The organism is Thioclava sp. JM3 (assembly GCF_002213185.1).
Lineage (GTDB): Bacteria > Pseudomonadota > Alphaproteobacteria > Rhodobacterales > Rhodobacteraceae > Thioclava > Thioclava nitratireducens.
Genome location: NZ_NBOB01000018.1, coordinates 1 through 24,710, shown reverse-complemented (window position 1 = coordinate 24,710; position 24,710 = coordinate 1). Strand labels below are relative to the sequence as shown.

25 protein-coding genes and 1 pseudogene are annotated in these 24,710 nt (G+C 63.2%); 15 read left to right on the top strand and 11 right to left on the bottom strand.

The window, feature by feature from the left end:
- Window positions 1–242: 242 nt before the first annotated feature.
- The 3 genes from B6V73_RS19570 (at window position 243) to B6V73_RS19560 (ending at window position 2,694) form a co-directional block, all read left to right on the top strand.
- Entirely contained in the window at window positions 243–710 is a 468-nt protein-coding gene (locus B6V73_RS19570) for a GNAT family N-acetyltransferase (protein ID WP_075777570.1), read from the top strand.
- Between the two features lie 326 nt (window positions 711–1,036).
- Entirely contained in the window at window positions 1,037–1,438 is a 402-nt protein-coding gene (locus tag B6V73_RS19565; protein ID WP_088726215.1) for a DUF393 domain-containing protein, read from the top strand.
- Window positions 1,435–2,694, top strand: coding sequence for an MFS transporter (locus B6V73_RS19560; RefSeq protein ID WP_240504197.1), 1,260 nt, complete (start codon window positions 1,435–1,437; stop codon window positions 2,692–2,694). The genes B6V73_RS19565 and B6V73_RS19560 overlap by 4 nt, the downstream gene beginning before the upstream one ends.
- A gap of 108 nt (window positions 2,695–2,802) precedes the next feature.
- Here B6V73_RS19560 and B6V73_RS19555 read toward each other — a convergent pair whose 3' ends face one another.
- Complete coding sequence (locus B6V73_RS19555; protein ID WP_088726211.1) at window positions 2,803–3,915, bottom strand: zinc-binding dehydrogenase; 1,113 nt, start codon at window positions 3,913–3,915, stop codon at window positions 2,803–2,805.
- Between the two features lie 316 nt (window positions 3,916–4,231).
- Here B6V73_RS19555 and B6V73_RS19550 point away from each other — a divergent pair, with 316 nt between their 5' ends.
- From B6V73_RS19550 to B6V73_RS19540, 3 genes are all read left to right on the top strand, one after another.
- Complete coding sequence (locus B6V73_RS19550) at window positions 4,232–5,608, top strand: NAD-dependent succinate-semialdehyde dehydrogenase (protein WP_088726210.1); 1,377 nt, start codon at window positions 4,232–4,234, stop codon at window positions 5,606–5,608.
- A complete protein-coding gene (locus tag B6V73_RS19545; protein ID WP_075777573.1) occupies window positions 5,605–6,219 on the top strand; it encodes a glutathione S-transferase in 615 nt (204 codons plus the stop codon). Before B6V73_RS19550 ends, B6V73_RS19545 begins: the two co-directional genes overlap by 4 nt.
- A 264-nt stretch (window positions 6,220–6,483) precedes the next feature.
- A complete protein-coding gene (locus B6V73_RS19540) occupies window positions 6,484–8,127 on the top strand; it encodes an NAD(P)/FAD-dependent oxidoreductase (RefSeq protein WP_088726209.1) in 1,644 nt (547 codons plus the stop codon).
- A gap of 3 nt (window positions 8,128–8,130) precedes the next feature.
- Here the strand turns inward: B6V73_RS19540 and B6V73_RS19535 are convergent, their stop codons facing one another.
- The 9 genes from B6V73_RS19535 to B6V73_RS21010 form a co-directional block, all read right to left on the bottom strand.
- Complete coding sequence (locus B6V73_RS19535) at window positions 8,131–9,450, bottom strand: MFS transporter (protein WP_088726208.1); 1,320 nt, start codon at window positions 9,448–9,450, stop codon at window positions 8,131–8,133.
- Between the two features lie 69 nt (window positions 9,451–9,519).
- Window positions 9,520–9,843 carry an SHOCT domain-containing protein gene (locus B6V73_RS19530; protein ID WP_088726207.1) on the bottom strand — a complete coding sequence of 108 codons (324 nt, stop codon included), beginning with the start codon at window positions 9,841–9,843 and terminating at the stop codon, window positions 9,520–9,522.
- Between the two features lie 104 nt (window positions 9,844–9,947).
- Window positions 9,948–10,721, bottom strand: a complete 774-nt coding sequence (locus B6V73_RS19525) for an anti-sigma factor (protein WP_075777577.1) — start codon at window positions 10,719–10,721, stop codon at window positions 9,948–9,950.
- Window positions 10,718–11,242, bottom strand: coding sequence for a sigma-70 family RNA polymerase sigma factor (locus B6V73_RS19520; RefSeq protein ID WP_240504196.1), 525 nt, complete (start codon window positions 11,240–11,242; stop codon window positions 10,718–10,720). The genes B6V73_RS19525 and B6V73_RS19520 overlap by 4 nt, the downstream gene beginning before the upstream one ends.
- Before the next feature lie 56 nt (window positions 11,243–11,298).
- Window positions 11,299–11,670 (bottom strand): hypothetical protein, encoded by a 372-nt coding sequence (locus B6V73_RS19515; protein WP_088726206.1) that lies wholly within the window; start codon window positions 11,668–11,670, stop codon window positions 11,299–11,301.
- A gap of 100 nt (window positions 11,671–11,770) precedes the next feature.
- On the bottom strand, window positions 11,771–12,601 hold the full coding sequence (locus B6V73_RS19510) for an FTR1 family protein (RefSeq protein ID WP_088720026.1): 831 nt from the start codon (window positions 12,599–12,601) through the stop codon (window positions 11,771–11,773).
- A gap of 24 nt (window positions 12,602–12,625) precedes the next feature.
- Entirely contained in the window at window positions 12,626–12,967 is a 342-nt protein-coding gene (locus tag B6V73_RS19505; RefSeq protein ID WP_088726205.1) for a cupredoxin domain-containing protein, read from the bottom strand.
- A 293-nt stretch (window positions 12,968–13,260) separates the two neighbouring features.
- The gene (locus B6V73_RS19500; RefSeq protein WP_077701068.1) at window positions 13,261–13,908 is read right to left on the bottom strand and encodes a lysophospholipid acyltransferase family protein; all 648 of its coding nucleotides are present in this window, start codon (window positions 13,906–13,908) and stop codon (window positions 13,261–13,263) included.
- A 124-nt stretch (window positions 13,909–14,032) separates the two neighbouring features.
- Window positions 14,033–14,668, bottom strand: a complete 636-nt coding sequence (locus B6V73_RS21010) for a DUF982 domain-containing protein (RefSeq protein ID WP_240497915.1) — start codon at window positions 14,666–14,668, stop codon at window positions 14,033–14,035.
- A gap of 360 nt (window positions 14,669–15,028) precedes the next feature.
- On the opposite strand from B6V73_RS21010, the pseudogene B6V73_RS21390 reads away from it, so the two are divergent.
- A pseudogene (locus B6V73_RS21390) lies at window positions 15,029–15,073 on the top strand (hypothetical protein); the annotation flags it as partial.
- Between the two features lie 353 nt (window positions 15,074–15,426).
- Window positions 15,427–15,588 (top strand): hypothetical protein, encoded by a 162-nt coding sequence (locus B6V73_RS20900; protein WP_157771540.1) that lies wholly within the window; start codon window positions 15,427–15,429, stop codon window positions 15,586–15,588.
- A gap of 439 nt (window positions 15,589–16,027) precedes the next feature.
- Here the strand turns inward: B6V73_RS20900 and B6V73_RS19485 are convergent, their stop codons facing one another.
- Window positions 16,028–16,786: a DeoR/GlpR family DNA-binding transcription regulator gene (locus B6V73_RS19485; protein WP_088720030.1), complete on the bottom strand. Its 759-nt coding sequence runs from the start codon at window positions 16,784–16,786 to the stop codon at window positions 16,028–16,030.
- Between the two features lie 201 nt (window positions 16,787–16,987).
- Between B6V73_RS19485 and glpD the strand changes: the two genes are divergently transcribed.
- From glpD to B6V73_RS19450, 7 genes are read left to right on the top strand one after another with little or no spacing between them, the layout of a single operon-like run.
- Window positions 16,988–18,601: a glycerol-3-phosphate dehydrogenase gene (gene glpD, locus B6V73_RS19480; RefSeq protein WP_088726204.1), complete on the top strand. Its 1,614-nt coding sequence runs from the start codon at window positions 16,988–16,990 to the stop codon at window positions 18,599–18,601.
- Entirely contained in the window at window positions 18,598–19,692 is a 1,095-nt protein-coding gene (locus tag B6V73_RS19475) for an ABC transporter ATP-binding protein (RefSeq protein ID WP_088726203.1), read from the top strand. Before glpD ends, B6V73_RS19475 begins: the two co-directional genes overlap by 4 nt.
- A gap of 11 nt (window positions 19,693–19,703) precedes the next feature.
- A complete protein-coding gene (locus B6V73_RS19470) occupies window positions 19,704–20,795 on the top strand; it encodes an ABC transporter ATP-binding protein (RefSeq protein WP_075777588.1) in 1,092 nt (363 codons plus the stop codon).
- Entirely contained in the window at window positions 20,795–21,667 is an 873-nt protein-coding gene (locus B6V73_RS19465) for a sugar ABC transporter permease (protein ID WP_088726202.1), read from the top strand. The genes B6V73_RS19470 and B6V73_RS19465 overlap by 1 nt, the downstream gene beginning before the upstream one ends.
- Window positions 21,667–22,470 (top strand): carbohydrate ABC transporter permease, encoded by an 804-nt coding sequence (locus tag B6V73_RS19460; protein ID WP_075777590.1) that lies wholly within the window; start codon window positions 21,667–21,669, stop codon window positions 22,468–22,470. The genes B6V73_RS19465 and B6V73_RS19460 overlap by 1 nt, the downstream gene beginning before the upstream one ends.
- 12 nt (window positions 22,471–22,482) lie before the next feature.
- On the top strand, window positions 22,483–22,755 hold the full coding sequence (locus B6V73_RS19455) for a DUF2160 domain-containing protein (RefSeq protein WP_075777591.1): 273 nt from the start codon (window positions 22,483–22,485) through the stop codon (window positions 22,753–22,755).
- Between the two features lie 39 nt (window positions 22,756–22,794).
- Window positions 22,795–24,525 carry an ABC transporter substrate-binding protein gene (locus tag B6V73_RS19450; RefSeq protein WP_088726201.1) on the top strand — a complete coding sequence of 577 codons (1,731 nt, stop codon included), beginning with the start codon at window positions 22,795–22,797 and terminating at the stop codon, window positions 24,523–24,525.
- Window positions 24,526–24,710 lie beyond the last annotated feature (185 nt).

Below are 24,710 nucleotides of genomic sequence, written 5' to 3'. Positions count from 1 at the left end.
GCTCTCGTTTCTCTACGGCCATATAGGCGTGCCGTGGCTCTCGAGAGCCTGGCCGATGGACGAGACCTGGATGGCGGTGAATACTGGCGACCGCGTGCCGGCTGTTGCGTGGCGTGGGTCGTGACCGCGGCGATTAGTCCAGCGAGCGCTGCGGTTGACCCGCAAGGGGCTTCTGTGTCAGGCACGCGACCTTTCATGATCCACCTCGGCGCGCGCGCCGGGCCCAGCCTAAGGAAGGACATATGGCACTCACCCTGCGCCGCAACCGCGACCGCGATCTGGCCCCCTTGGCAGCGATGCTGTCGGACGCCGAAATTCCCCTGCTCAATCCCAATGCGAAAGTTCCGTTCGACGAGATGGAATGGCATCGCAAGTGGCTTGGAGAACATCAGGACGTCTCGTTCTACCTTCAGGATGAGACGGGGCGGGATGTCGGTTTCTTCGCGCTGCGCGAGGGTATCGGGCCGGAGGTGCGGCACCTGACCTACGTCTATCTCGTCGAAGAGGCGCGTGGCGGGGCGGCTGCAGAGCTGACGGGGCACGTGGAACAGGCGGCGCGAGACCTCGGCGCGCTGTCGCTGACCCTGAAGGTGGAGCTCGATAACGCGCCGGCCTTCAACGCCTATCTCTCGGCCGGCTACGAGGAACTGTCCCGCCGTCAGGGCATGGCGACGATGCGGTTGGATCTGGAGGAGAGGCCCGCCGAATAAGCGGGGCTTCCGACGGGTGTGGCGCAAAATGAGAACCGTTGGTTCGCGGTCGTCCAGGTCGTTCAGGCCGTCGCTTCGCGATCCAATTTTACGCGCGGTCCGCGGCCTTCGCCTGATAACCTTCGAGCTTAGTTCTCAAGGCGCGACCGTCGCAACCTGAGCAGGCGGATGCATTTCGAGCGTTGGCGGCTCTGCTGCGGGGCGATGAATTGCCCCGAGGCGCTTTCGGATGGACCTGCGCGTTCGCGGAACCAACGAGCCTGCTGCGAAAGATCCTCGAACTGTCCGGGCGCGTAACACTCATCGAAGCTGAAGATGAGGGAAACGTGCGCCGATCCGCGACGAATACGACAAGCAAGGCGACCGTCTTCTATGACGGGGCGTGCCCGCTTTGTCGTGCCGAAATCGGGCTCTATCGCGAAGCGCCGGAGGCGGACGCTTTGGAGTTCGTCGATCTCTCCGACCCGGGCGCGACTCTGCCCGACGCTCTGAACCGGGACGACGCGCTGGCGCGGTTTCACGTGCGGACGCGGGATGGGCGTCTCGTCTCGGGGGTCACCGCGTTTGCAGAGCTCTGGGCGCAACTTCCGCGCTGGCGTGGTCTGGCGCGCATCGCGCGATGGCCGATTGTCAGGACTCTCCTCGAACTGGCCTACCGTATCTTTCTGAAGCTGCGCCCCGGTATCGTCTGGCTCTTCGTCAGGCTGACGGGGCCGCGCGCCCGATGAGCGTGATGCCGGTGGATCAGCCAAGGGACTTTTGGCGCGTGGGGTTTCTCGCGATGGCGCTCGCGACGGCGAGCATCCCGATCTACATCCACCTGCCGAGTTTTGCGGCCACGCGACTTGGCCTGTCGCTCGGTCAGGTCGGGGCGATCCTGCTGCTGATCCGTATCGTGGATTTTCTGCAGGATCCGCTCTTGGGGTGGATGACAGACCGCTGGGCGCAGTACCGCTCGGGGTTCGCGGCCCTCGCGATGGCGCTGCTGGCGGCGGGCTGTGTCGCGGTCTTTTCTCTGCCAGCGCAGGGAAGTCCCGCGCTTTGGCTGACCGGGGGGCTTGTCGTCGCGTTCACGGGGTATAGCCTCGGGACGATCCTGATCTACGGCCAGAGCGCCGCTTTCGCCGGATCGGGGCGGACCCAGTCGCAGCTGAGCCTCGCCGGCTGGCGCGAAACCGGCGTTCTGATCGGGGTGACGCTCGGCGCGATCGCGCCGGCGCTGCTTTCGACGCTCCACGATCAATCGGATGGCTACCGGCCTTTCGGCTGGCTGATCGCGCTGTTGTCGTTGATCGCGGTTGCGTTGGCGCGGCCGCTTTGGCGCAAGACGCAACTCGCCTCGACGCGGTTGAACTGGCGGGGACTCATCGGGTCAGGCGCGGGTTGGCTCTTGCTGCTGGCCTTCGTCAACAGCCTGCCGGTGGCCGTGACATCGACGCTGTTTCTGTTCTTCGTGGGGGACCGGCTTGGCTTGCCGGACTTGGCAGGACCATTTCTTATCCTGTTCTTCATAGCCGCCGGGGCGAGTGCCCCTCTATGGGGACGTCTCGCCAGACGGTTCGGCGCCCGCCGGGTGCTGCTGGTCGCGATGGTTCTTGCAATCGTGAGCTTCGTCGGTGCCTTCAGCCTGCCGACCGGGGCCGCTTTACCGTTCGCGGCGATCTGTATCGGGTCCGGTGTCGCGCTCGGAGCGGATATGGTGATTCTATCGGCGCTTTTCGCGTCAGCGCTGTCGCGTGCGGGGCTGCAAGCGGGGCAGGCGTTCGGGATCTGGAACTTCAGCGCCAAGGCGACTTTGGCGATCGCCGCCGGGACCGTGTTGCCGTTGCTTCAATATTTCGGATACCAGCCCGGCGCAGGCAACACCGGCGCGGCGCTCTCGGCGCTCAATGTCAGCTATGCGCTCGTGCCCTGCGCGCTGAAACTGGCGGCGATCGCGCTCGTGCTCGGATTGCGTCGCGACATTCTCGACAATTCGAGCTGATGCGGAGCGCGGCAAGGCAGATTACGATCTAACCCTCATTTGTTCGACGCCGAAGCGACCCCGATCGGATCAGGGCTACTCCGGCGACGCATCGTCAGGATCAGAGGCTCAGGACCAGGGGGTCACGAGGTATTTCTCGCCGGTCTTCATTTTCCGGTAATCGGTCACGGCCTCTTTCGTCAGCATCTCGTCGAGATTGACGCGGGTCTTGTAATGGCTCGCGAAGGTGGTCGTGAGATTGTCGCGCACCCGCTTGCGCATCCGCGCGACGGTCTCTTGCCCGGCCGATTGCAGGAACGGAAACAGCAGCCAGCCCGAGAGCGTCCAACCGAAGCCGTAGCTCGGCGAGAGGGTCGTCGGGCCGGTGTCGAGACGTCCGTAAATGAACATCCGCTTCGGCTGGTTCGAGCCGTAGCGCGAATATTCCGTCATCCGGCTCACCGCGACCTGCTCCATCGCCTTGAAGGCGTTGTCGACCGCATGGCCGCCGCCGATCGGATCGAAGCCGTAGAAGGCTCCGGTGTCGTCGATCGCGTCGCGAAGCTGTTCCATGAAATCGTCATCCGAGGAGTTCACGACATGGGTGGAGCCGATCTTCTTAAGCAGATCGACCTGATCGTCCTTGCGAACGATATTCACCAGACCGAGACCGTCTTCCTGACAGATGCGCGTCAACATCTGCCCGAGGTTCGACGCGCCAACCGTGTGCAGGATCGCATCCTGCCCGTCCATCTTGGCGTTCTCGACGAAGCCGAGCGCGGTCATCGGATTGACGAAGGCGCTCGCGCCATCTTCGGAGGAATGATCGCCCAGCGGCAGGCACATCTCCGCATCGGCGATGCAATACTGGCTATAGGCGTTGCCCGGCACGCAGGAGACGCGCTGCCCCATAAGCGCTTTCGCCGCGTCGCTGTCGCCGGTTGCGACGACCGTGCCTGCGCCCTCGTTGCCCGCGGGCAGCTTCAGACCGTGCCGCGCTTTCGAGCCCGCGTTGAACGGCTCGGGCATCTTGGCCACGAATTTGCCGGGGGAATACGCGGCGTTCTCCATATCCGCCGCGCCCACGAGGATGGCGAGGTCTGAGGGGTTGATCGGAGCCGCCTCCATTTTGACGAGGACCTGATTGCCGGTTGGGTCGGGGAAATCCACGTCCTCGATCGCGACGGTGAGTGTGCCGTCCGCCTCCAGCGTCGTGAACAGTTGTTTGCCAGTGGTCGCCATGTCGATCTCCAGATGCCTGATTTGGGGTGAAAACTCGGGTCGGGTCGCGAACGGAGCTCCGGGAGATTGCGCCCGCACCGTCCGCGCTTGCCTTGCCAGATAGAGCGGGGCGCCCGCGCGGCGACCGCGTGCGACGCGACGTCTTGTCGGTTCGCGTGTCCGGCATCGCCGCGAACGACTGGCGAATATCCGTGGCCCGCACATTTGTGCGGGGGGATTTGACCGGTGACGCCCGCGAAAGCCTGCGCTGCCGCGACGGGCGCTGGAACTCCTGCCCGCGGCGAAAGTTGGCCCCTTTGAAATCGAAGGAGTCCCCATGTCAACGATCACCACCACCAACCCCGCAACGGGCGAGACGATCAAGACCTATCCTCTGATGAGCGAGGCCGAGGCCTTCGAGAAGGTCGAGGCCGCGCACTCCGCCTTTCTGGATTGGCGCGCGCGGACGCCCGCCGAGCGCGCGCCCTACCTGACCAAGATCGCAGAAAAGCTCCGCGAGAACGCGGATGAGCTGGCAGCGCTGATGACGCGCGAGACCGGCAAGCTGCTGAAGGACGGCAAGGCCGAAGTCGAGATCTGTGCCGCGATCCTCGACTATACCGCGAAGACCGGCCCCCACGCGCTGGCCGACGAGGAGCGTACCCACGGCACAGAGGGATCGCGCGGTGTCGTGACCTACCAGCCGATCGGCGTGATCTACTCGATCCAGCCGTGGAACTTCCCGCTTTACCAGCCGATCCGGGTGCTCGCGGCGAACCTGATGGCGGGCAATGCCTGCGTACTCAAACATGCCAGTATCTGCACCGGCTCGGGCCTGCGCCTGCGCGACTTGTGTATCGAGGCAGGGCTGCCCGAGGACCTCTTCCAGGTCATTTTGATCGACCACGACACCAGCGACAAATTGATCGCGCATCCCAAGGTGCGCGGTGTGACCCTGACCGGCAGCGACAGCGCGGGCCGCCACGTCGGAAGCGTCGCCTCGAAGTCACTGAAGAAGACCGTGCTGGAGCTGGGCTCGAACGATGCCTACCTCGTGCTGGAAGATGCCGATATCGAAACGGCGGTGAAATTCTCCGTGATGGGGCGGCTGTACAATAACGGCGAAACCTGCGTCTCGGCGAAACGGTTCATCGTCGCGGACAAGGTCTATGACGCGTTCGTCGAGGCGTTCGTGGAGCAGATGAAGGCGATCAAGATGGGTGATCCCACCAAGGACAACGTCCAGCTTGGTCCGCTTTCGAGCGACGACCAGTTCGCGATGGTCAAGGAGCAGGTGGAACAGAGCCTCGCCAAAGGGGCGAAGGCGCTTTGCGGCGGCGAGGCCCCGGATATCACCGGCGCCTACTACCCCGCGACGGTGCTGGTCGATGTGGCTCCCGGGATGCCCGCCTATGACGACGAGATATTCGGCCCCGTCGCAGCGGTGATCCGCGCCAAGGATGACGAGGACGCGATGCGCATCGCCAATGACAGCCGATATGGCCTTGGCGGCGGGATCTTCAGCAAGGACGAAGACCGTGCGCTCAAGCTCGCTCGCGATCACTTCGACACCGGGATGGTGAGGATCAACTCTTTCGGGACTGCCGATCCGAACATGCCCTTCGGAGGCGTCAAGGATTCGGGCTACGGCCGCGAACATGGCGGCTTCGGCATGAAGGAATTCGTCAACGCAAAAGCGGTGTTCCTGCCATGATCACCCTTCACGCCCTGCACTATTCCCGCGCGACCCGGGTGCTGTGGCTGCTCGCCGATCTGGGCGAGCCCTGCCACCGGGTCGATTATCAGCGCACCGAGAATTTTCGCGCGCCGGAGGCCCTGTCGCGGGTTCACCCGCTGGGCAAGTCGCCGGTGATCGAGGACGGCAACCGGATACTCGCGGAATCCGCGACGATCCTGCGTTACCTCGTCGCGAAATACGGTGACGAGACCCATACGCCGCCGCGTGGTACGCCGGAATTCTGGCAGCACGAAGAACTGCTGGATTATGTCGAAAGCTCGTTTGCCGAAGTTGCGCTGCGGGCGGTCCTGCCCGCCTTCCGGGGCAAGCCGGTGCCCGCAGAGGCGCAGGCGGCGCTCAATTCCCATCTCAATTTCATCGGGCGGACGATCGGTACCGGGCCAATGCTCTTCGGCGAGAGGGCGATGCTGGCCGATATCCAGATGTCCTATGTCATCGCCTTGCTGGCGCGGCTCGATCTGCTGGGAGAGCATCCCAAGGTCGGCGCCTACTGGAGCGCCCTGCAGGCGCAGCCCGGCTACATCGCCGCCGTCAAGGCCGCAGGCCCAATGGCACCGCCCGGCTGACACTCCGGGCAGCCCCGATCCACTCATGCGAAATAGGGCAGCGCGACGCCTCTCGCGCTGCCCTTCATCTTGTGCCGGGGCGCAACACTGCGATCCGGGTTGAGCGCGCACGACCGATCTCGGGATGTTGAAGGTCTGCCCCGAGAAGTCCTCGCAAGGGCGGCGGAAAAACTGCTACTCGCTTGCACAGGCCGATATTCTCGTGGAGGTGTTCTCTACCGCTGCGGTCGGCGACGGTGAGGATTGGCGCAACAGGAGACAGCGATGCAGGAACTGACAGCCTTCGGCCCGGATTTTCCCTTTTCCTACGAGGACTGGATCAGTCACCCCGCGGGTCTCGGTACGCTGCCCAGGGATGTGCTGGGCGCGCCGGTCGCCATCATCGGCGCCGGGGCGGCCGGGGTCATCGCGGCCTACGAATTGATGAAGCTCGGTCTGCGGCCAGTGGTCTACGAGTCCTCGCAATTCGGCGGGCGGTTGCGTTCGCAGAGCTTCGAAGGGACGGACGGAGTCGTCGCGGAGCTTGGCGGGATGCGCTTTCCCGTATCCTCGCGGGGGTTCTACCATTACGTCGATCTTGTCGGATGCGAGAGCCGCCCCTTTCCGAACCCGCTGACGCCCGCCGCCGGATCGACCGTCATCGAGCTTGAAGGCGAACGGCATTTCGCACGCAGCCTCGACGACCTGCCCGAGGGGTTCCACCAGATCGCGCAAGCCTATGACGAAGCGCTGCGCAGTCAGGCGGCCTTCCCCGACCTGCAAGCCGCGGTGCGCGCCAAGGATGTGGCCGCGATCAAGGCGATCTGGGATCCGCTTGTCAAAGATTGGGACGAGCGCACCTTCTACGATTTCGTGGCCCATTCGGAGGCGTTCCAAAAGCTCGATTTCTCGCATCGTGAGATTTTCGGTCAGGTCGGGTTCGGCACCGGCGGCTGGGATTCGGACTTCCCGAATTCGATGCTGGAGATCCTGCGGGTAAATCTGCTCGGGCTCGACGATGACCAGCGCTACATCGTGGGCGGGGTGGAGTCTGTCCTGCATCGCCTGTGGAACGCGGCGCCGGCCTGCGCGCATTGGCCCGAGGGTACGACGCTCGCGAGCCTGCATGGCGGCGCGACGCGCAGCCGGGCGACCGCGCTGAGCCGCGCCGGAGAGATGATCCGGCTGCGCGACCAGTGGGGCAACGAGGACGACTATGCCGCGGTGCTCGCGACGTGCCAGACGCACTTGCTGACGACGGCGATCGAGACCGAAGAGGACCTGTTCGATCAGAAGATGTGGATGGCGCTTGACCGGACCCGCTACATGCAGGCCGCGAAGACCTTCGTCATGGTCGACCGGCCGTTCTGGAACGACATCGACCCGGAAACCGGCGAACCGCTGATGTCGATGACGCTGACCGACAGGCTGACGCGCGGCACCTATTTCTTTGATAACGGGCCCGACCGCCCCGGCGTGATCTGCCTCAGCTACGCCTGGATGAGCGACGCGCTCAAGGTGCTGCCGCTCAGTGCGGAACGCCGGGTCGAGCTGTCGCTGCAGGCGCTTGGCAAAATCTACCCCGGCGTCGACATTGCCTCGCATATCCGCGGCCAGCCGATCTGCGTGAGCTGGGAAGCGGACGAAAACTTCCTCGGGGCTTTCAAGGGCGCGCTGCCGGGTCACTACCGCTACAACCACCGCATTTACGGCCACTTCATGCAACAAGGCATGGCGGCGAGCCAGAGGGGCGTCTTCCTCGCCGGGGACGGTGTCAGCTGGACTCCCGCCTGGGTCGAGGGCGCGGTGCAGACATCGCTCAACGCGGTGTGGGGGATCATGACGCATCTCGGCGGACGCAGCCCCGAGGAAAACCCCGGACCCGGCGATCTCTATCCCGAGCGCGGGCCGATCAAGCTGGCCGATTGAGCCTCAGAACCGGTTGCCCCAATGCGGGTGGAGGTCGTCGATCACCAGCGGATGGCGATGAGTGCGTTGGCCCTGCAGATGCGGGTGATCCGGCGCGAGATTGTCGTGGCGATGCTCCAGCGAGACCGGATCGCCGGAGGGCCAGACGCGCAGCGCGACGGCCAGCCCGAGCAGCGCCACGCCCGAGAGACCGAGCAATGCCGGGACCGCGCCGAACTCCGTCATCAGCCAGCCGGAGAGCGGATAGGTCACCAGCCAGCAGGCATGGCTCAGCGCGAATTGCGCCGCAAAGAGGGCCGGGCGGTCCTCGGGATGCGCGGAGCGTCGCAGCAATCGGCCCGACGGAGTGAGCACGGCCGAATAGCCCAAGCCCGTCGTCAGCCATGCTGCGAGAAGCAGGGGCCAGCTCAGCCCGGCCGTCGAGATTGCCAAGGCAAGGCCGAGAAGCGCGCCGATCATCACGCCTGCGCCCGACAGCATCACCGGGCGGTCCGCTATGCTTTCAAGGATATGGGGCAGGCCGAGGGCCGCCAGCATCGATCCCGCCCCAAAGGCGAACATCGTCCAGGCCAGATCGCTGTCCGACAGGTGGAGCCCGCCGCGTACCAGCACAACCGAGTTCACCAGCACCATCGCACCCGCCGCAGCGGCGGCGAGATTCACCGCCAGAAGTCCCCGCAGCCGTGGCGTCGCGAGGTAGATCCGAATGCCGCGCGTGGTCCGGTCATAGATGCCGCGCCGGGTTGCTGCCTGCGGGCTCGGCAGGATCACCGATACAACCAGCAGCGCCGAACCCGCGAACCCCGCGACCGTGCCGAGAAACAGGCTGTTATAGCTCATCACCGCAAGCAGCAGCGCCGCGAGCGTGGGACTGACGATATTCTCGAGGTCGTAGGCCAGGCGCGACAGCGACAGCGCGCGAGTGTAGCGCTCTTCTTCCGGCAGCACATCCGGCAGCGTCGCCTGAAACGTCGGGGTGAAGGCGGCGGAGGCCGATTGGAGAAGGAAGATCAGCACATAGACTTGCCAGACCTCGGTCACGAACGGCAGCGCCAGCGCCGCGCAGGCCCGGACGAGGTCGAGCGTGACCAGAAGCGCCCGTCGGTTTACCCTGTCGGCGAAGGCGCCTGCCACCGGCGCGATCCCGACATAGGCGACCATCTTGATCGTGAAGACCGTGCCAAGCACCATGCCCGCTTGATCTCCCGCCAGATCGAAGGCCAGCAGCCCGAGCGCAACCGTGGCGAGCCCGGTGCCCAGAAGCGCAACGATCTGAGCGGCGAAGAGATGGCGATAAGTTCTGTCAGCGAGGACGGCGAGCATGGGCTCAGGAATAGCGTGAAACGGTCCTGCGTTCCATGCGATCCGTCGCGATCCCCGCGCGCAGCCCGGTCATTCTTCGAGAGCCTTACGGCGGGCCTGATATTCCTCGGGGTCGATTTCCCCCTTCGCGAGACGTTCCTTGAGAATGTCGAGCGCGGTGTTCTGGCTCCGGCCCGGTCCGCGTTCCGTGAACCAGCGCACGGCAAGTACGGCAAGGAGAATGAGTACCCCCCAGAATACCACCATCATGCCGACACCGAAGAAGCCGTAACCGTCGCCCCACATCATGGGATGACTATAATATCCCTCTCCATAGCCGCTCGGGGCGTCGGCGAAAGCCACGGCCGGGGCAAGGGGTGCGAGAAATGCAGTGAAAAGAGAAAGTTTCGTCATAATCACCTCCACGGGTTCGTTTCCGCCTCGATACACCTCTGACGAGTTCGCGACATTGAGGCAGATCAACGGCGCGCTCGGACGGTCCCTTGCGCACGGTTGGTTCATCCGGTGAAGGCGAGCTGTCGGTAGGCGGCCTTGGCCATCGGCCAGAGTGCAGCGCTGCTCAGCGGCGCGGAGAGGGCGAAGCCGTAGCCGCCGTCGACCCAGACGAGACTCGCGACACCATCCCCTTCGGTCAGGCGAAATGCGGTCTCTCCAGTGGAAAGCGCGGTGACATAGAGCGTCAGGCGCGCGCCTGCTTGGGTTTCATACATCAGCTGCGCGGCGGGACCCTGATCGGCAGGCAACAGGCGTCCGCCCACGAGTGTGTAGCCCTGCGCCGACAGGTCCGGGGCGACCAGCTTGCGGTCGAGCCGTTTCGACAACCACGCCATCAGGTGCGCGCGCTCCTGCGCTGCGACCTCGACCGGGTGGACGACCTCCACCGAATAGACCGCGTGGGCGACCTGAGCCTCGCGGGCGAGTTCGGTCAGCGGAGCGCGGGGGGATCCGCCGCCCTGCCGCGCCAGTCCCCAACCGGCGCCAAGCCCCGCTGCGAAGAGCGCGATAGCCGCCGCTACCCTCGGAACCCAGCCTGCCCCCGCGGGCGCAGCGAGGCGCAGCCGCGCAGGGATAGGCGCGGCGTGGACCGGCGCGAGGGCTGCGCGCAGCGCGTCGCGATCGGCGCGCATCGCGGACAGCCGCTGCGCCAGCGCCGGATCCGCCGCGAGCTTGGCCTGCATCCGGGCGCGATCTTTGGGAGCGAGCCGGCCATCGAGATAGGCGTGCACCTCCGCCTCGTTTCGCATGATGGGATCTGCATGGGGATCGGTCATTTGAGCCTCCGCAGATGGGGGTGGCGCGTGCGATCGGGGCGGTCATGGCCAGTCATCTCGCGCAGCGCCTCGCGTCCCCGGGCGAGGCGCGACATCACCGTACCCTTGGGCAGGCCAAGGATCCGGGCAACCGCCTCGTAGCTGAAATCCTCGACTCCGACCAAGAGAAGTACCTCCTGCTGCTCGATCGGCAGGCGAGCGAGCGCACTGAACACGTCGCCGAGAAAGACGACCGTTTCGGCATCCGCATCGCGCCCAGCGAGCCCGTCGGGATCGAGCGCCTCGCCCTCCGGGCGGCGGATGCGACGGCGATGCGCATCGTGGTAAAGGTTCCGCAGGATGCGAAACAGCCAGGCCCGCAACTGGTCTTCCGAACGCAGCAGGTGCCAGCGCGTCAGCGCCCGCGCGAGACAGTCCTGCACAAGATCGTCCGCCGCGTCGCGCTCGCGGGTCAGCGCGAAGGCGAAGCGGCGCAGCGCGGGAATCTGCGCCTCGATCAGGTGGCGGGTGCGACGGGTCACATGGGTGGGCCTTGTTCGACCGGGCGGCGTCAATGCGATACCGCCCGGGGATTGCGTCAGGGCTGAGCGACTTTCCACGCGCCGTTGGCGACGCCGTCACCGGTCACGTCGCCCGGCTTCATGTCATTCTTCCAAGTATACAGTGGTTGGCCCTTGTAAGCCCATTGCTTCGTGCCGTCGTCGCGGGTGATCACGCTCCAGTCGCCCATCGCCTGATCTTCGGCGGTGGCCATCAGCGGCGGCCAGTTCGTGGCGCAGGGCCCGGTGCAGGCGGACATCCCCTCACTGTCCTTGGCGAAGGTGTAGAGCGTCATGCCAGCGGAATCGACGAGCGTCGGCCCCTTTGCGGTGTCGGTGACACTGGCGGGATCGGCTTGCGCAATGCTCGCGGCCAGCAAAACGGCAGTGGTCAGCAGAAAACGTTTCATCTTCCTCTCCTCTCGGGTTTGGGTCCTGTAGGGAAGAAGACGACCCCGGCGCGGGAATAATCCCGGCCGGGGCAAAAAAATGCGAATTGTAAGATGGGCCTCAGGCCAGACGGGCTTGTAAGCTGCGGCTCTGCCAGCGCAGGATACCTGCGACCGACGCCCAGTAGACGATCCAGCCGCCCAGCGTCGCGGCGTCCGGCGCGGCACGGTAACCGGTCAGCGCCGAGATCAGCCCGCCAAGACGGCCCCCGTCATCGAGCAGCGCGCTCATGTCCCAGAGCGGCGCGCCGAAGGGCAGGATGCCCGCCGAGACGAGATCATCCACGCCGGTGGTGAAGAGCGCAGCGCCCAGTAGGAGCAGCATCACCTCGGACACCCGGAAGAAGCCGCGCCACGGCAGGAACTTCGCGCCGGCTCGCAGCAGCGCATAGGTCGCTCCGGCTGCGGCCACACCGACCGCGATCGAGGCGAGAACGCCGGTCATCTCGCTCTGCTTCGCCGCGGCGAGCGAGCCATAGAGGAAGACTACCGTTTCCGAGCCCTCGCGCGCTACCGCCGCCATTGCGAGTAGGAAAACCGCCCACCAGCCCTGACGTATCGCGGCGGCCTTCAGCCCGGCCTCGAGATCGCGTTTCAGCGTACGGCCGTGGCCGCGCATCCAGACCACCATCTGCACGATCAGCCCGGCGGCTACGAAGACCATCACCGTCATCAGGTCCTGACGGACCTCGGTCGACAGCAGTTTCGAGAAGCCCAGCAGCGTCAGCGCGAAGGCCAGCGCCAGCGCCAGCCCGGTCAGAACGCCACCCCAGAGGAAGCGCGCCGCGCGTCGCCCGGCGCCTTCATGTGCGAGCCAACCTGCGAGAATGCCTATGACGAGCAGCGCCTCCACGCTCTCACGCCACAGGATGAAGATGATCTGTCCGTCCATGACATTCTCTCGTGGGTTGGTGGGTTACTTGACGACGATCGTGCCCTTGGCGGTGTCTTGATCCTCGTGGAATTCCTCGACGAAGGGATAGCTGCCCGCCGGCAGCGCCCGCAGTTCGATCGTCGCGGTCTGACCCGGCGCGATGATCTTCTCGATCCGCAGGCGCTTGCTCTCGAACTCGGCTGCGGTCTTGCCGGTATTCGAGACGGTCAGCGTCACGGCGGTATTCGCGGGAAGGTCGATCTGCTGCGGCGAGACGACCCCGTCGGTCAGGGTAATCGTCGGGATTGTCTCGTCCGCCACGGCCAGCGCCGGCGCGCAGGCGAGCACGAAAAGCGCGGGAAGAATGCGTGAAATGCGAGTCATGATGTTCCTGCTTGTCTGTTCGGTGCCCGAATAACCGACAAAAACACTTGGGTCAAGAAATCCCGATTAAAATGCTATGGTTTTTGACTCGGGACAGCGGATGGGCGCTGAGCCGTCTGGCTCTTCTGTTCGCGGGCAGCCGATGACAGACCTTCGGCCATAGGCGCCGCGATGCGTTTTTGTATTCTTCATTTCAAGAATACGGGCCTCTCATTGTGAGGCCCGCTCTTCGCGGGCGCCAAGGGAGAGGCCGGTCCCACGCAAGAAACGCAGGACACATTTAGCGTATTCGTTCAGGGTCGCGCGGGGGGGAGGCGGTCCTTCTCGACGTTGAGAAGCGCTTCGACCTGCGCGCTGACCTCTGCCGCGGGGAGGCCGGGAGGGATCGCCGGGAAGTAGGCCACAGTGATGGTGCCGCCGGTCTTCGCGTCTTTGCGCCAGACATGGCCGGCATTATGCGCGACGGGGACGATCGGCAGGCCGAGCTTGCGATAAAGCGCGATAAGGCCGGGCTGGAACTCGCAGCGATCGTCCACGCCGACCCGCGTCCCTTCTGGAAAGATCAAAATCGAGCGGCCCTTGGCGGCCTCTTCGCGCGCCTGAGTGATCATCCCGGCGAGGGCGCGTCCGCCAGCGCTGCGGTCTATCAGGATCATCGGCGAATGTTCGAGGTACCAGCCGAAGATCGGGATACGCCGCAACTCGTGTTTCGCGATGACGCAGACATCGGGCACGAGCCGGTTGAAGGCCAGCGTCTCCCAGGTGGATTGGTGGTTGCAGACGTAGATGCAAGGGCTGTCGAGATGCTTGTTCTCGAGCCCTTGCTCCTGCACGCGCAACCTGAGAACCCCGCGTGCGAGCGCGAAGACCCCGCCGGTCCAGAACCGGACCGCGGCGCGCACGAGCCGCGGTCGCCGAGCCAGCGCGAGGACCGGGATCATCGGGGCTTGCAGTGCAGTCCACGTACCGAAGAGCGCGTCGAAGAGCTTCGAGCGCAGGCCTTCCAGCCGAGGCGCCGATCTCTCCCGATCCTGTCGCGCCCGCGGCGCCGTATGTGGTGTTTGATCAGGCTGCAATCGAATGATCCAAGGTTTCCAATGGCAAGAATCCGGCAGTGGTTGCGGCACCAAGGAAGGCGCTGCGCGCGTCGGCCACGGTGCCCAGACACTCCATTGCCGCTTCGACGCGGTCAATCGCGCGGCTCTGCGCGAGGTCGCTGACCGGCCATTTCTTGCGCAACCAGTAATGCACCTGTTCGATGGTGCTGAAGGACTTGACGTCGCCTTTCGGCGACACGACGAGGGAGATGGGTTTGCCCCAGTAAATTTCGATCAAGGTTCGTATCTTTCCAAGTGTCCGTGACAGCACCGATTTCAACGGTCGCGCGATCACGGAGGCATAGGCGGGCGAAGCCGGCGCTATGCGGTGAATTGGGTCTGCGCGCGTTGGCGCGCTGGTCTGGTATTCCGAGCGGATCATGACGTGTCGGCTTCGATGCGCGAAGGTCACGATCCGGCCCCTTCGGTACGCGAAGCTCTCCCGGAGGTCGCGAGGGGCGGAAATAGCGGTGGCGACCAAGCTCAGCTCGATTTGGTGGCTGAGGGGTTGGTCTGCTCGAACGGCGTCACGCCACGATTGGCCGATGTGAGGCTCCTTTTCCTTGATGCCGCCTTTGAAAAGCTGCGGCCCGACAAAGCTCAAGATCGTCGCTGAGCCGGGAGGAACAGGGTCCGAGAATTAAGATTTTCGAATTTACACATAAGCGATTTGCCCCCGAATTACGAGGCAATTGCCCGAACGCGTCGGAGTTTTTGCGCAACGGTTTGATTGTGCAGGATATAATTCCCTGACCTGAAAGGTCGAGAGATGAGGGCCGGGGCATGCCCCTATTTGCTTTGCAAAAAGAGCCAGCGTCGCGTAAGTATGACGAGCAACGTTATTCCCTTCTGCAACCTGTCTATCTTCTTGGCTACAGTCTGCCTCGTCGAAGCGGCTGAGTCTGGCTGTCGCATTCTGCGGACGGCCTCTGCGTGAAGAGGCGTCACGACGGCCAATGGCATCGTGAGACGGTTCAACCGGACAATAGGCTTCGGCTTTATCGAAGCGAAGACCGGCGGACGGGATATTTTCGTTCATATCTCGGCTCTGAAGCGCGGGCCTCTCGCAGCTCCATCACAGGCAAGCCGGGACTTACGAAATCGATACCGGTCGCGACGGGCGCCAGCCCGCCCGACCACCGCTCCGGAAAAGACGGACGCTGCAGTGCGGCTCATCCGTGAGGACACTGCCGAGAAAAAGCGGCTCCGACCGCACGCATACGCGCGGCGCGATTGCCACGGATCGACGAACGCGCCGCAACGCCGCCTTCTCGCGAGGAGAGGCCGCGAAGTTGACCGGAGACTCCGGTCACCCAGAGGAGTTCCCCGAGTATTTCTCCGGGATAAAATGGAGGGCCGAAAATGGCTGTCGAAAAAATGCCTGCGGGCAGGAAACCCCAGACCACCGAGCTTGCGAACAATAAGGGCCATGCCGCCCTCGCTTGGCATCACTTCTTCCGGGGGCTGTCCGAAGAGAAGAGTGACGATACGCGCAGCGCCTTGCCGCGCGGCGTTCAGGAATGATCTTTCCTGCAACACAGGACCGGAGTTCCCGGCAAGATGGCTGAGCGATGTGAGGTTCCGTGTGAACCGGCCGGCGTTCGCCACACGACTTGCCGGGAGGTGGAGCGGCAGGGGGAAGCTCCTGCCGCTTTGCTTTTTCGAAGACGGTATCGATGATCTTCAGGAACAGGGATCGTCGATCAGCCGCGCGGGCTTGGCGAAAGCGCGAAGACTTTCCGCATCGGTGATCGTCACGCCGCTCCATTCGATTTCGACGCCTTAGGGCTTCAATTGACGGATTGCGCGGCTCAAGTTCTCTGGCACGATCCCGCTATATCCGTGCGCCAGTTTGCGAAAAGATCCGGGACGAAGATCTGCTCAATCGAGGGAATGTCCGTCTACACGAACGCGGGTTCTTTCCGCAGGCGGTGCTTCTGCTCAGGAGCGTTCAGCGCGGCCCTTAGACGACGACAATTTTGGTGTTCCATTCCGCGCAGCGCTTGGTCAGCGCATCGGAGAGCGGCGCGTCTGTAAAGATCGTGTCGATCTCTTCGAGCGAGGCGAGCCGCACCGGAGCGGAGCGCGTCAGTTTCGAACTGTCGGTGACCAAGAAGACCTTGCGTGCCTGGCGTATGATTGTCCGGCTGACGCGGACTTCGGCGAGATCGTAGTCGAGCAAATCGCCCTCGTCATCGAGTGCCGAGACGCCGATCACCGCGAAATCCACTTTGAACTGGCTCATGAAATCGGCCGTCAGGTCGCCGACCAGCCCGCCATCCGACCGACGCAGGTTGCCGCCCGCCACCATGATCTCGCAACTCTCGTTCGCCAGTAAGGTATTGGCGACATTGCTGTTATTCGTGACAACGGTAATGTTCGAATGATGGCAGAGTTCGCGCGCCACAGCCTCGGTCGTGGTTCCTAGGTTAAGGATTATCGAGCTGTTATCGGGGATTTCCTTGGCGCAGGCCCGACCGATGGCCGCTTTCGCATCCGCACCCATCCGGCGCCGTTCTTCGTAATCGAAATTGACGACGCCCTTCCGGATGACGGCGCCACCATGAACGCGGTCGAGATGTCCTGCGTCGGATAGCTCCGACAAATCGCGACGGATCGTCTGCAGCGAAACATTGAAATGCTCGGCCAGCGTTTCGACCACGACACGCCCGTCGCTGCGCGCGATTTCGAGAATTTCGTTCTGTCGAAAATTTAGCGCCATGCGGCCTCCTTGGAAGTCCCCTGCCACAGCTTCACGCCCGTGTCACGCCCGTGTCGCCCGGGCGCTTCGCGCGATTTGCGGGATCGCGCTATTACCCGCGAAAATCCAGAAAAACGCCGAAAAACGATCAAAAACGAAAAAACTTTTGACAGAAAGTAACGAATCGCTCACGTTTGTAGGCGCAGCGAGGGAGGATCGTCTGTGCCAGCTTTCGAAAATAACGACCGGGTGACCGATCTTTTCGTGATCGGCGGCGGCATCAACGGGTGCGGTATCGCCCGGGACGCTGCGGGGCGCGGACTGTCGGTGACGCTTGCGGAAATGGGCGATCTCGCGCAGGCGACCTCGTCTTCGTCGACCAAATTGTTCCATGGTGGCTTGCGCTATCTCGAGTTTTTCGAATTCAGGCTGGTGCGCGAAGCGTTGCGCGAACGCGAAGTACTCCTGAACGCCATGCCCCATATCAGCTGGCCGATGCGTTTCGTGCTGCCCTACAGCGCCGACATGCGTTTCGAGAGCGACACGCCCACGTCGCGTCTGCTCTCGCGGATCATGCCCTGGATGAAAGGGCGCCGCCCGGCCTGGCTCATTCGGCTGGGCCTTTTTCTTTACGACCATCTTGGCGGGCGCAATCTGCTTCCCGGAACGGAAACTCTCGATCTTTCCGAGGACGAGGCGGGTCGACCGCTGCAAGAGCGGTTCCGTCTTGCCTACGAGTATTCGGATTGCTGGGTTCAGGATGCGCGTCTGGTCGTCTTGAACGCCCGGGATGCGGAGGCGCGCGGCGCCACGATCCTGACCCGCACGAAGGTCGTCGCAGCCGAACGGCGCGACGGGGTTTGGCATGTCACCACCGAAGGCAGGGAAGGGCGTCGCGAACACTACGCCCGCGCGCTGGTGAATGCCGGGGGGCCATGGGTCGAGAACGTGATCACCAACACGGTGCGGATCAACACGCGGGAGTCGATCCGCTTGGTCCGTGGAAGCCATATCGTCACGCGCAAGCTCTACGACCATGACCGCTGCTATTTCTTCCAGGGCGAGGATGGCCGGATTTGTTTCGCGATCCCCTACGAGCAGGATTTCACGCTTATCGGCACCACGGATCAGGATCATCAGGGGCCGCCGGGCGAAGCCGTCTGCACCGACGCCGAGAAAGATTATCTCTGCGCCTTCGTGTCGAATTATTTCAAGACGCCAGTGACCCGGGACGACATCGTCTGGACCTATTCGGGCGTGCGGCCGCTCTATAATGACGGGGCGTCTTCGGCGACGGCGGCGACGCGCGACTACGTGCTCTCGCTGGACGATCAGGCGGGGCTTCCGCTGCTCAACGTGTTCGGTGGAAAGATCACGACCTATCGCCGCTTGGCCGAAGGCGCGCTGGCAAAGCTCGCGCCTTATTTCCCGGATATGCCCGGGGAATGGACTGCGCGCGCATCCTTGCCGGGCGGAGAGTTCGCGCCGACCGAGACCGATCGAATTCTTGGCGAAATCATGCGCGAGTATCCGTTCCTGGATTCGGCATGGGCGGAGCGGATGCTGCGTCATTACGGGCTCGATGCGCGCGAAATCCTTGGCGATGCGAAATCGGCAGAGGATCTCGGACAGGATTTCGGCGCGACGCTCCGTGCTGCCGAGGTCGACTGGCTGATGAAGAAGGAATGGGCGCAGACCGCCGACGATATCGTCTGGCGCCGGACCAAGCTCGGGCTCCGTCTGAGCGCATCCGAGATCGAAACATTGGCCGAATACACGAAAGCACGACTTGCGGATCAGCAGGGCGCGGGTAGCGGAATGAGGGGGCAGGCATGACACTGGAGTTGAAAGGCGTCGAGCGAGTAGTCGATGGGCGGACCCATATCCACCCGACCGATCTCGTCTTGCAGAAGGGCACGATGAACGTGCTTCTCGGGCCGACGCTGGCGGGCAAGACGTCGCTGATGCGGCTTATGGCGGGGCTCGATGAGCCGAGCGCCGGCCGAGTCTTCTGGGAAGGCGAGGACGTCACCGGCGCGCGGGTGCAGGACCGCAAGGTGGCGATGGTCTACCAGCAATTCATCAACTACCCGGCGATGAGTGTCTACGACAACATCGCCTCGCCGCTGCGACTGCAGAAGCGCGAAGCCTCCGAGATCGACCGGCGCGTACGCGAGACCGCCGAGATGATGAAGCTGACGCCGATGCTCGAGCGCAAACCGCTGGAGCTGTCGGGCGGCCAGCAGCAACGCTGCGCGCTGGCGCGGGCGCTCGTAAAAGGCGCGGGGCTCGTGCTGCTCGACGAACCGCTGGCCAATCTCGACTACAAGCTCCGCGAAGAGTTGCGTGTCGAAATTCCGAAAATCTTCGAAGCTTCCGGCGCGATCTTCGTCTACGCCACGACCGAGCCGGAAGAGGCACTGCTGCTCGGTGGCAATACCGCGACGCTCTGGGAGGGGCGGATCACGCAGTTCGGCCCGACCGCCGAGGTCTACCGCCAGCCGCGCGACCAGATTACGGCGCGGGTCTTCTCGGATCCGCCGATGAATTTCGTCGAGGTCGCGCGCGACGGTCACCGTCTCGTTTTCGGCGGAGAGGCGCGCTGGCCGGCCGACGGCGGTTTCGCGCAGCTCGAGGCAGGGCGCTACATCGCCGGCTTCCGGCCCAATCACGTCCATCTGGCGCGCGAGGGCGGGGATGGCAACGCGCTCGAATTCCGCTGCCAGCTGACCGGCACCGAGGTGACGGGATCGGAGACTTATCTGCATCTGCGTCACGGCGACCAGTCCTGGGTCGCCTTGATCCCTGGCGTCTATGACCTCGGCACGGGCGACGAAGTGGTGATCGCGGTAGATACCGATCGGATTTACCTGTTCTCCGAGGACGGATCTCTGGCGGTTCCGGCCGCATATGCGCAGGCGGCTTGAGGGGGAAGACAATGGCACAAATCACTTTGAACAATCTTGCGCATAGTTATCTGCCCGATCCGAGTTCGGAGGATGACTGGGCGCTCAAACCCTTCGATCATATCTGGGACGACGGCGGCGCCTATGCGCTTCTGGGATCCTCGGGCTGCGGAAAATCTACACTTCTCAACATCATCTCGGGACTGCTGCAACCTTCGCAGGGACGGATCCTTTTCGACGGAAAGGACGTCACCCACGCAGCGACGGCGGAACGAAATATCGCTCAGGTGTTCCAGTTTCCCGTCGTCTACGACACGATGACGGTGCGCGACAACCTAGCCTTTCCCCTGAAAAATCGCGGCATGAGAGCCGATTACATCAAGGCGCGGGTCGACCAGATCGCCGCGATGATCGGGATGGAGGAGGTGCTTTCGCGCAAGGCACGCGGCCTGACAGCGGACGCCAAGCAGAAGATCAGCCTCGGGCGCGGCATGGTGCGCGAGGACGTCAATGCGATCCTCTTCGACGAGCCGCTGACCGTCATCGACCCGCATATGAAGTTCGAACTCCGCACGCAGCTGAAAGCGCTTCATCGCGAGTTCGGGCACACGATGATCTACGTCACCCATGACCAGACAGAGGCGCTGACCTTCGCCGACAAGGTGGTCGTGATGTCCGAAGGCCGGGTCGTGCAGATGGGAACGCCGAAGGAATTGTTCGAGCGGCCCGCGCATACATTCGTGGGTTACTTCATTGGCTCTCCCGGAATGAATTTCCTAGAGGCCAAGGTGTCGGGATCGCGGGCAGTCATCGACGGCTACGAGATCCCGCTGGGCGCGGCCTATTCGAATGGGCCATTGGAAGGTCGCGTCCAGCTTGGCATCCGTCCGGAATTCTGTGCGCTCTCGGATGAGGGAGATGGCCTGCCGGTGCAGATCGAGCGCGTCGAGGATGTCGGACGCCACCGGATCGTCCGGGCCCGGGCTGCCGGGACGGAGCTGAATATCTCCGTGCCCGAGGGTGCGCCGGTGCCCGCAGATGCGAACCGGCTGATCCTCGCACCCGAACAGATCAACATTTACGCCGACAATTGGCGCGTCGCACCGATCGGGGAGGCAAGCTGATGGAAAAGACACAGAATAACCGCGCTTGGTGGCTGGTTCTGCCGGTCCTGTTGCTGGTCGCCTTCTCGGCGGTGATCCCACTGATGACAGTGGTTAATTATTCGGTTCAGGACACATTCGGAAACAACGTCTTCTTCTGGGCCGGGCTCGAATGGTTCGATGAGATGCTGCATTCGGATCGCATGTGGAACGCGCTCGGGCGGCAGACGATGTTCTCGGCGATCATCCTCGTGATCGAGGTGCCGCTCGGGGTGTTCGTTGCGCTCAACATGCCCAAGCGTGGTGCCTGGGCCTCGTTCTGCCTGGTGACGATGGCGCTGCCGTTGCTGATCCCGTTCAACGTGGTCGGCACGATCTGGCAGATTTTCGGGCGCGTGGATATCGGTCTCCTGGGATATTCGCTCGACGCGATGGGGATCGACTACAACTACACCGCAAATGTCCGCGATGCCTGGATCACCATCGTTGTGATGGATGTCTGGCACTGGACGTCGCTGGTCGCGCTTCTGGCCTATGCCGGGCTGCAATCCATTCCGGACGCCTACTATCAGGCGGCCAAGATCGATCAGGCGAGCCGCTGGAAGATCTTCCGCTACATCGAGCTGCCGAAGATGCAGGGCGTGCTGACCATCGCGATCCTGCTGCGCTTCATGGACAGTTTCAAGATTTACACCGAACCCTTCGTCGTCACCGGCGGCGGCCCCGGCAACTCCACCACCTTCCTGTCGATCGACCTCGTGAAGATGGCGCTGGGGCAGTTCGACCTCGGTCCCGCCGCGGCCTACTCGCTGATGTATTTCCTCGTGATCCTGTTGGTGAGCTGGGCCTTCTACACGGTGATGACCAATATCGAGAAGTCGGAGGGCAAGTGATGCGACTGAAATCACAACCGATCGTCATGGCGCTTTACCTGCTGTTCCTGATGATCCCGATCTACTGGCTTCTGAACATGAGCCTGAAGACCAACGAGGAGATCCTGTCGAGCTTTTCGCTCTGGCCGCACGATCTGACTTTCGCAAACTACGTCAAGATCTTCACCGATCCGAGCTGGTACATGGGCTACGTCAATTCGCTCATCTACGTGGTCCAGAACACGGTGATTTCGATCACCGTCGCGCTGCCTGCCGCCTACGCGTTCTCGCGCTACAACTTCATGGGCGACAAACACCTGTTCTTCTGGTTGCTGACGAACCGGATGGCGCCGCCCGCGGTTTTCGCCCTGCCGTTCTTCCAGCTTTATTCCTCGATCGGGCTGTTCGACACGCATATCGCGGTGGCGCTGGCGCACACGCTGTTCAACGTGCCCCTCGCAGTCTGGATTCTCGAAGGCTTCATGCGCGGGGTTCCGAAGGAGATCGACGAGACCGCCTATATCGACGGCTATTCCTTCGGGCGTTTCTTCATCAAGATCTTCATGCCGCTTATCGCATCCGGCATCGGGGTCGCTGCCTTCTTCTGTTTCATGTTCTCCTGGGTCGAGCTGCTGCTGTCGCGCACGCTGACATCGGTCGCGGCCAAGCCGATTGGGGCGACCATGACCCGTACCGTCTCCGCTTCGGGGGTGGATTGGGGGCTGCTCGCAGCCGCTGGGGTTCTCACCATCATTCCCGGGGCGCTCGTGATCTATTTCGTGCGCAACTACATCGCCAAGGGCTTCGCCCTGGGCCGCGTCTGAGGAGGTAGCACTATGAGCTGGATGGCATGGACATGGCCGACCGCATTATTCTTCGCGGTGATTGCGCTCTTGTTGGTGATCTTCACCGTGATCGGGGTCAAACGTCCCGAGACGCCGCGCGTCGGCATCCTTCGTATCGAGACGACCCGGGGCGACCGGCTGTTCATCAGCCTGCTCGGGGCGGCTTTCATCAATCTGATCTGGCTGGGCATGGCGGGAGCGCCGGTCTGGGGCGGGCTGATCCTCAGCTTCGTCTGGGCGGCGGCCGTGTTCCGCTGGGTCTGATCCAAGACAAACAACGCAAAAACTCAGGGAGGAGAAACTATGAGACTGCGTTTAACTACCGCGATGGCGCTTGCGCTAATGGTCGCGTCACCAGCCTTGGCCGACATGGAGGCGGGCAAGCAGTTCCTCGAGCAGGAAATCGGCGACATGACGACACTGTCGCAAGCCGATGCCGAAAAGGAACTGCAATGGTTCGTCGACGCGGCGAAGCCCTATCAGGGCATGGAGATCCACGTGGTCTCGGAATCGCTCACGACCCACGCCTACGAGTCGAAGACGCTCGCGCCGTGGTTCGAGAAGATCACCGGGATCAAGGTGATCCATGACGTGATTCAGGAAGGCGACGTCGTCGAGAAGATCCAGACCCAGATGCAGACGGGCGAGAATATCTACGACGCCTATGTCAACGACTCCGATTTCATCGGGACGCACTGGCGCTATGGTCAGGTCCGCGATCTGACCGATTGGATGGAAGGCGACGGCAAAGCGGTCACCGATCCCTATTTCGACCTCGAGGATTTCATCGGCCTCAGCTTCACCACCGGGCCGGACGGCAAGCTCTACCAGCTGCCCGACCAGCAATTCGCGAACCTCTACTGGTTCCGCTACGACTGGTTCAACGACGAGAAGACCAAGAAGGACTTCAAGGACGAATACGGCTACGACCTCGGCGTGCCCGTGAACTGGTCGGCCTACGAGGATATCGCCAAGTTCTTCACCGGGCGCGACATGTCCTATATCGGCGGTCCGAAGAAGGTCTATGGCAACATGGACTATGGCAAGAAGGATCCCTCGCTCGGCTGGCGCTTCACCGATGCGTGGCTGTCGATGGCCGGCGAAGGCGACAAGGGCCTGCCGAACGGCAAGCCGGTCGACGAATGGGGCATCCGCGTTAACGAGCAGGATCAGCCGATCGGCTCCTGCGTCGATCGTGGCGGCGCGACCAACGGTCCGGCGGCGGTTTACGCCGTGCAGAAATATATCGACTGGCTGAAGAACTATGCTCCGCCGTCTGCCGAAGGCATGACCTTCTCCGAGGCGGGTCCGGTTCCGGCACAGGGCGAGGTCGCTCAGCAGGCCTTCTGGTATACGGCCTTCACCGCCGACATGGTGAAGAAGGGTCTGCCTGTCGTGAATGACGATGGTACGCCGAAATGGCGCATGGCACCGTCCCCGCATGGCGCCTACTGGGAGAAGGGCATGAAGCTCGGCTACCAGGACGTGGGTTCGTGGACGCTGATGAAATCGACTCCGCTCGAGCGGGCACAGGCCGCGTGGCTCTATGCTCAGTTTGTGACGTCCAAACTCGTCGACGTGAAGAAGAGCCAAGTGGGTCTGACCTTCATTCGTGAAAGTACGATTCAGGACAAGAGCTTCACCGATCGCGCGCCCGACCTGGGCGGTCTGATCGAATTCTACCGCTCGCCCGCCCGCGTTCAGTGGACGCCTACGGGCACCAACGTGCCGGATTATCCGAAACTGGCGCAGCTGTGGTGGCAGAATATCGGGGATGCGTCCTCGGGTGCGAAAACCGTGCAGGAAGCCATGGACTCGCTCTGCGAAGCCCAGGAAAAGGTGCTCGAGCGTCTCGAGCGTGCGGGTGTCCAAGGCGACAAGGGTCCGAAAATGGCCGAGAAGCACGATCTCGAATGGTGGCATAACTATTCGGTCGAGCATGGCTCGCAATCGCCCAAGCTGAAGCTGGACAACGAGAGCGAAAAGCCGATCACCGTCGATTACGACGAGCTCGTGAAAAGCTGGAATGAATAACTGAAACGAGGCGAGGCGGTGCCGCGGCATCGCCTCGTTCTCTTTCTCGCCATGCCCTGGATGGAGAGGGCATCGCCAGAAAGAGAACGGTAGGATTGATGGCGAGCTATATTCTGGCAATCGACCAAGGCACCACGTCGTCGCGGGCGATCGTTTTTGACGGCGCGCTGCGCCCGGTGGCGAGC

Bases quoted from the DNA above. Each gene is read 5' to 3' on its own strand.
- B6V73_RS19570 (WP_075777570.1), top strand. From the start codon at position 243: ATGGCACTCACCCTGCGCCGCAACCGCGACCGCGATCTGGCCCCCTTG.
- B6V73_RS19560 (WP_240504197.1), top strand. From the start codon at position 1,435: ATGAGCGTGATGCCGGTGGATCAGCCAAGGGACTTTTGGCGCGTGGGG.
- B6V73_RS19555 (WP_088726211.1), bottom strand. From the start codon at position 3,915: ATGGCGACCACTGGCAAACAACTGTTCACGACGCTGGAGGCGGACGGC.
- B6V73_RS19550 (WP_088726210.1), top strand. From the start codon at position 4,232: ATGTCAACGATCACCACCACCAACCCCGCAACGGGCGAGACGATCAAG.
- B6V73_RS19545 (WP_075777573.1), top strand. From the start codon at position 5,605: ATGATCACCCTTCACGCCCTGCACTATTCCCGCGCGACCCGGGTGCTG.
- B6V73_RS19540 (WP_088726209.1), top strand. From the start codon at position 6,484: ATGCAGGAACTGACAGCCTTCGGCCCGGATTTTCCCTTTTCCTACGAG.
- B6V73_RS19535 (WP_088726208.1), bottom strand. From the start codon at position 9,450: ATGCTCGCCGTCCTCGCTGACAGAACTTATCGCCATCTCTTCGCCGCT.
- B6V73_RS19530 (WP_088726207.1), bottom strand. From the start codon at position 9,843: ATGACGAAACTTTCTCTTTTCACTGCATTTCTCGCACCCCTTGCCCCG.
- B6V73_RS19525 (WP_075777577.1), bottom strand. From the start codon at position 10,721: ATGACCGATCCCCATGCAGATCCCATCATGCGAAACGAGGCGGAGGTG.
- B6V73_RS19515 (WP_088726206.1), bottom strand. From the start codon at position 11,670: ATGAAACGTTTTCTGCTGACCACTGCCGTTTTGCTGGCCGCGAGCATT.
- B6V73_RS19510 (WP_088720026.1), bottom strand. From the start codon at position 12,601: ATGGACGGACAGATCATCTTCATCCTGTGGCGTGAGAGCGTGGAGGCG.
- B6V73_RS19505 (WP_088726205.1), bottom strand. From the start codon at position 12,967: ATGACTCGCATTTCACGCATTCTTCCCGCGCTTTTCGTGCTCGCCTGC.
- B6V73_RS19500 (WP_077701068.1), bottom strand. From the start codon at position 13,908: ATGATCCCGGTCCTCGCGCTGGCTCGGCGACCGCGGCTCGTGCGCGCC.
- B6V73_RS20900 (WP_157771540.1), top strand. From the start codon at position 15,427: ATGGCTGTCGAAAAAATGCCTGCGGGCAGGAAACCCCAGACCACCGAG.
- B6V73_RS19485 (WP_088720030.1), bottom strand. From the start codon at position 16,786: ATGGCGCTAAATTTTCGACAGAACGAAATTCTCGAAATCGCGCGCAGC.
- B6V73_RS19475 (WP_088726203.1), top strand. From the start codon at position 18,598: ATGACACTGGAGTTGAAAGGCGTCGAGCGAGTAGTCGATGGGCGGACC.
- B6V73_RS19470 (WP_075777588.1), top strand. From the start codon at position 19,704: ATGGCACAAATCACTTTGAACAATCTTGCGCATAGTTATCTGCCCGAT.
- B6V73_RS19465 (WP_088726202.1), top strand. From the start codon at position 20,795: ATGGAAAAGACACAGAATAACCGCGCTTGGTGGCTGGTTCTGCCGGTC.
- B6V73_RS19460 (WP_075777590.1), top strand. From the start codon at position 21,667: ATGCGACTGAAATCACAACCGATCGTCATGGCGCTTTACCTGCTGTTC.
- B6V73_RS19455 (WP_075777591.1), top strand. From the start codon at position 22,483: ATGAGCTGGATGGCATGGACATGGCCGACCGCATTATTCTTCGCGGTG.
- B6V73_RS19450 (WP_088726201.1), top strand. From the start codon at position 22,795: ATGAGACTGCGTTTAACTACCGCGATGGCGCTTGCGCTAATGGTCGCG.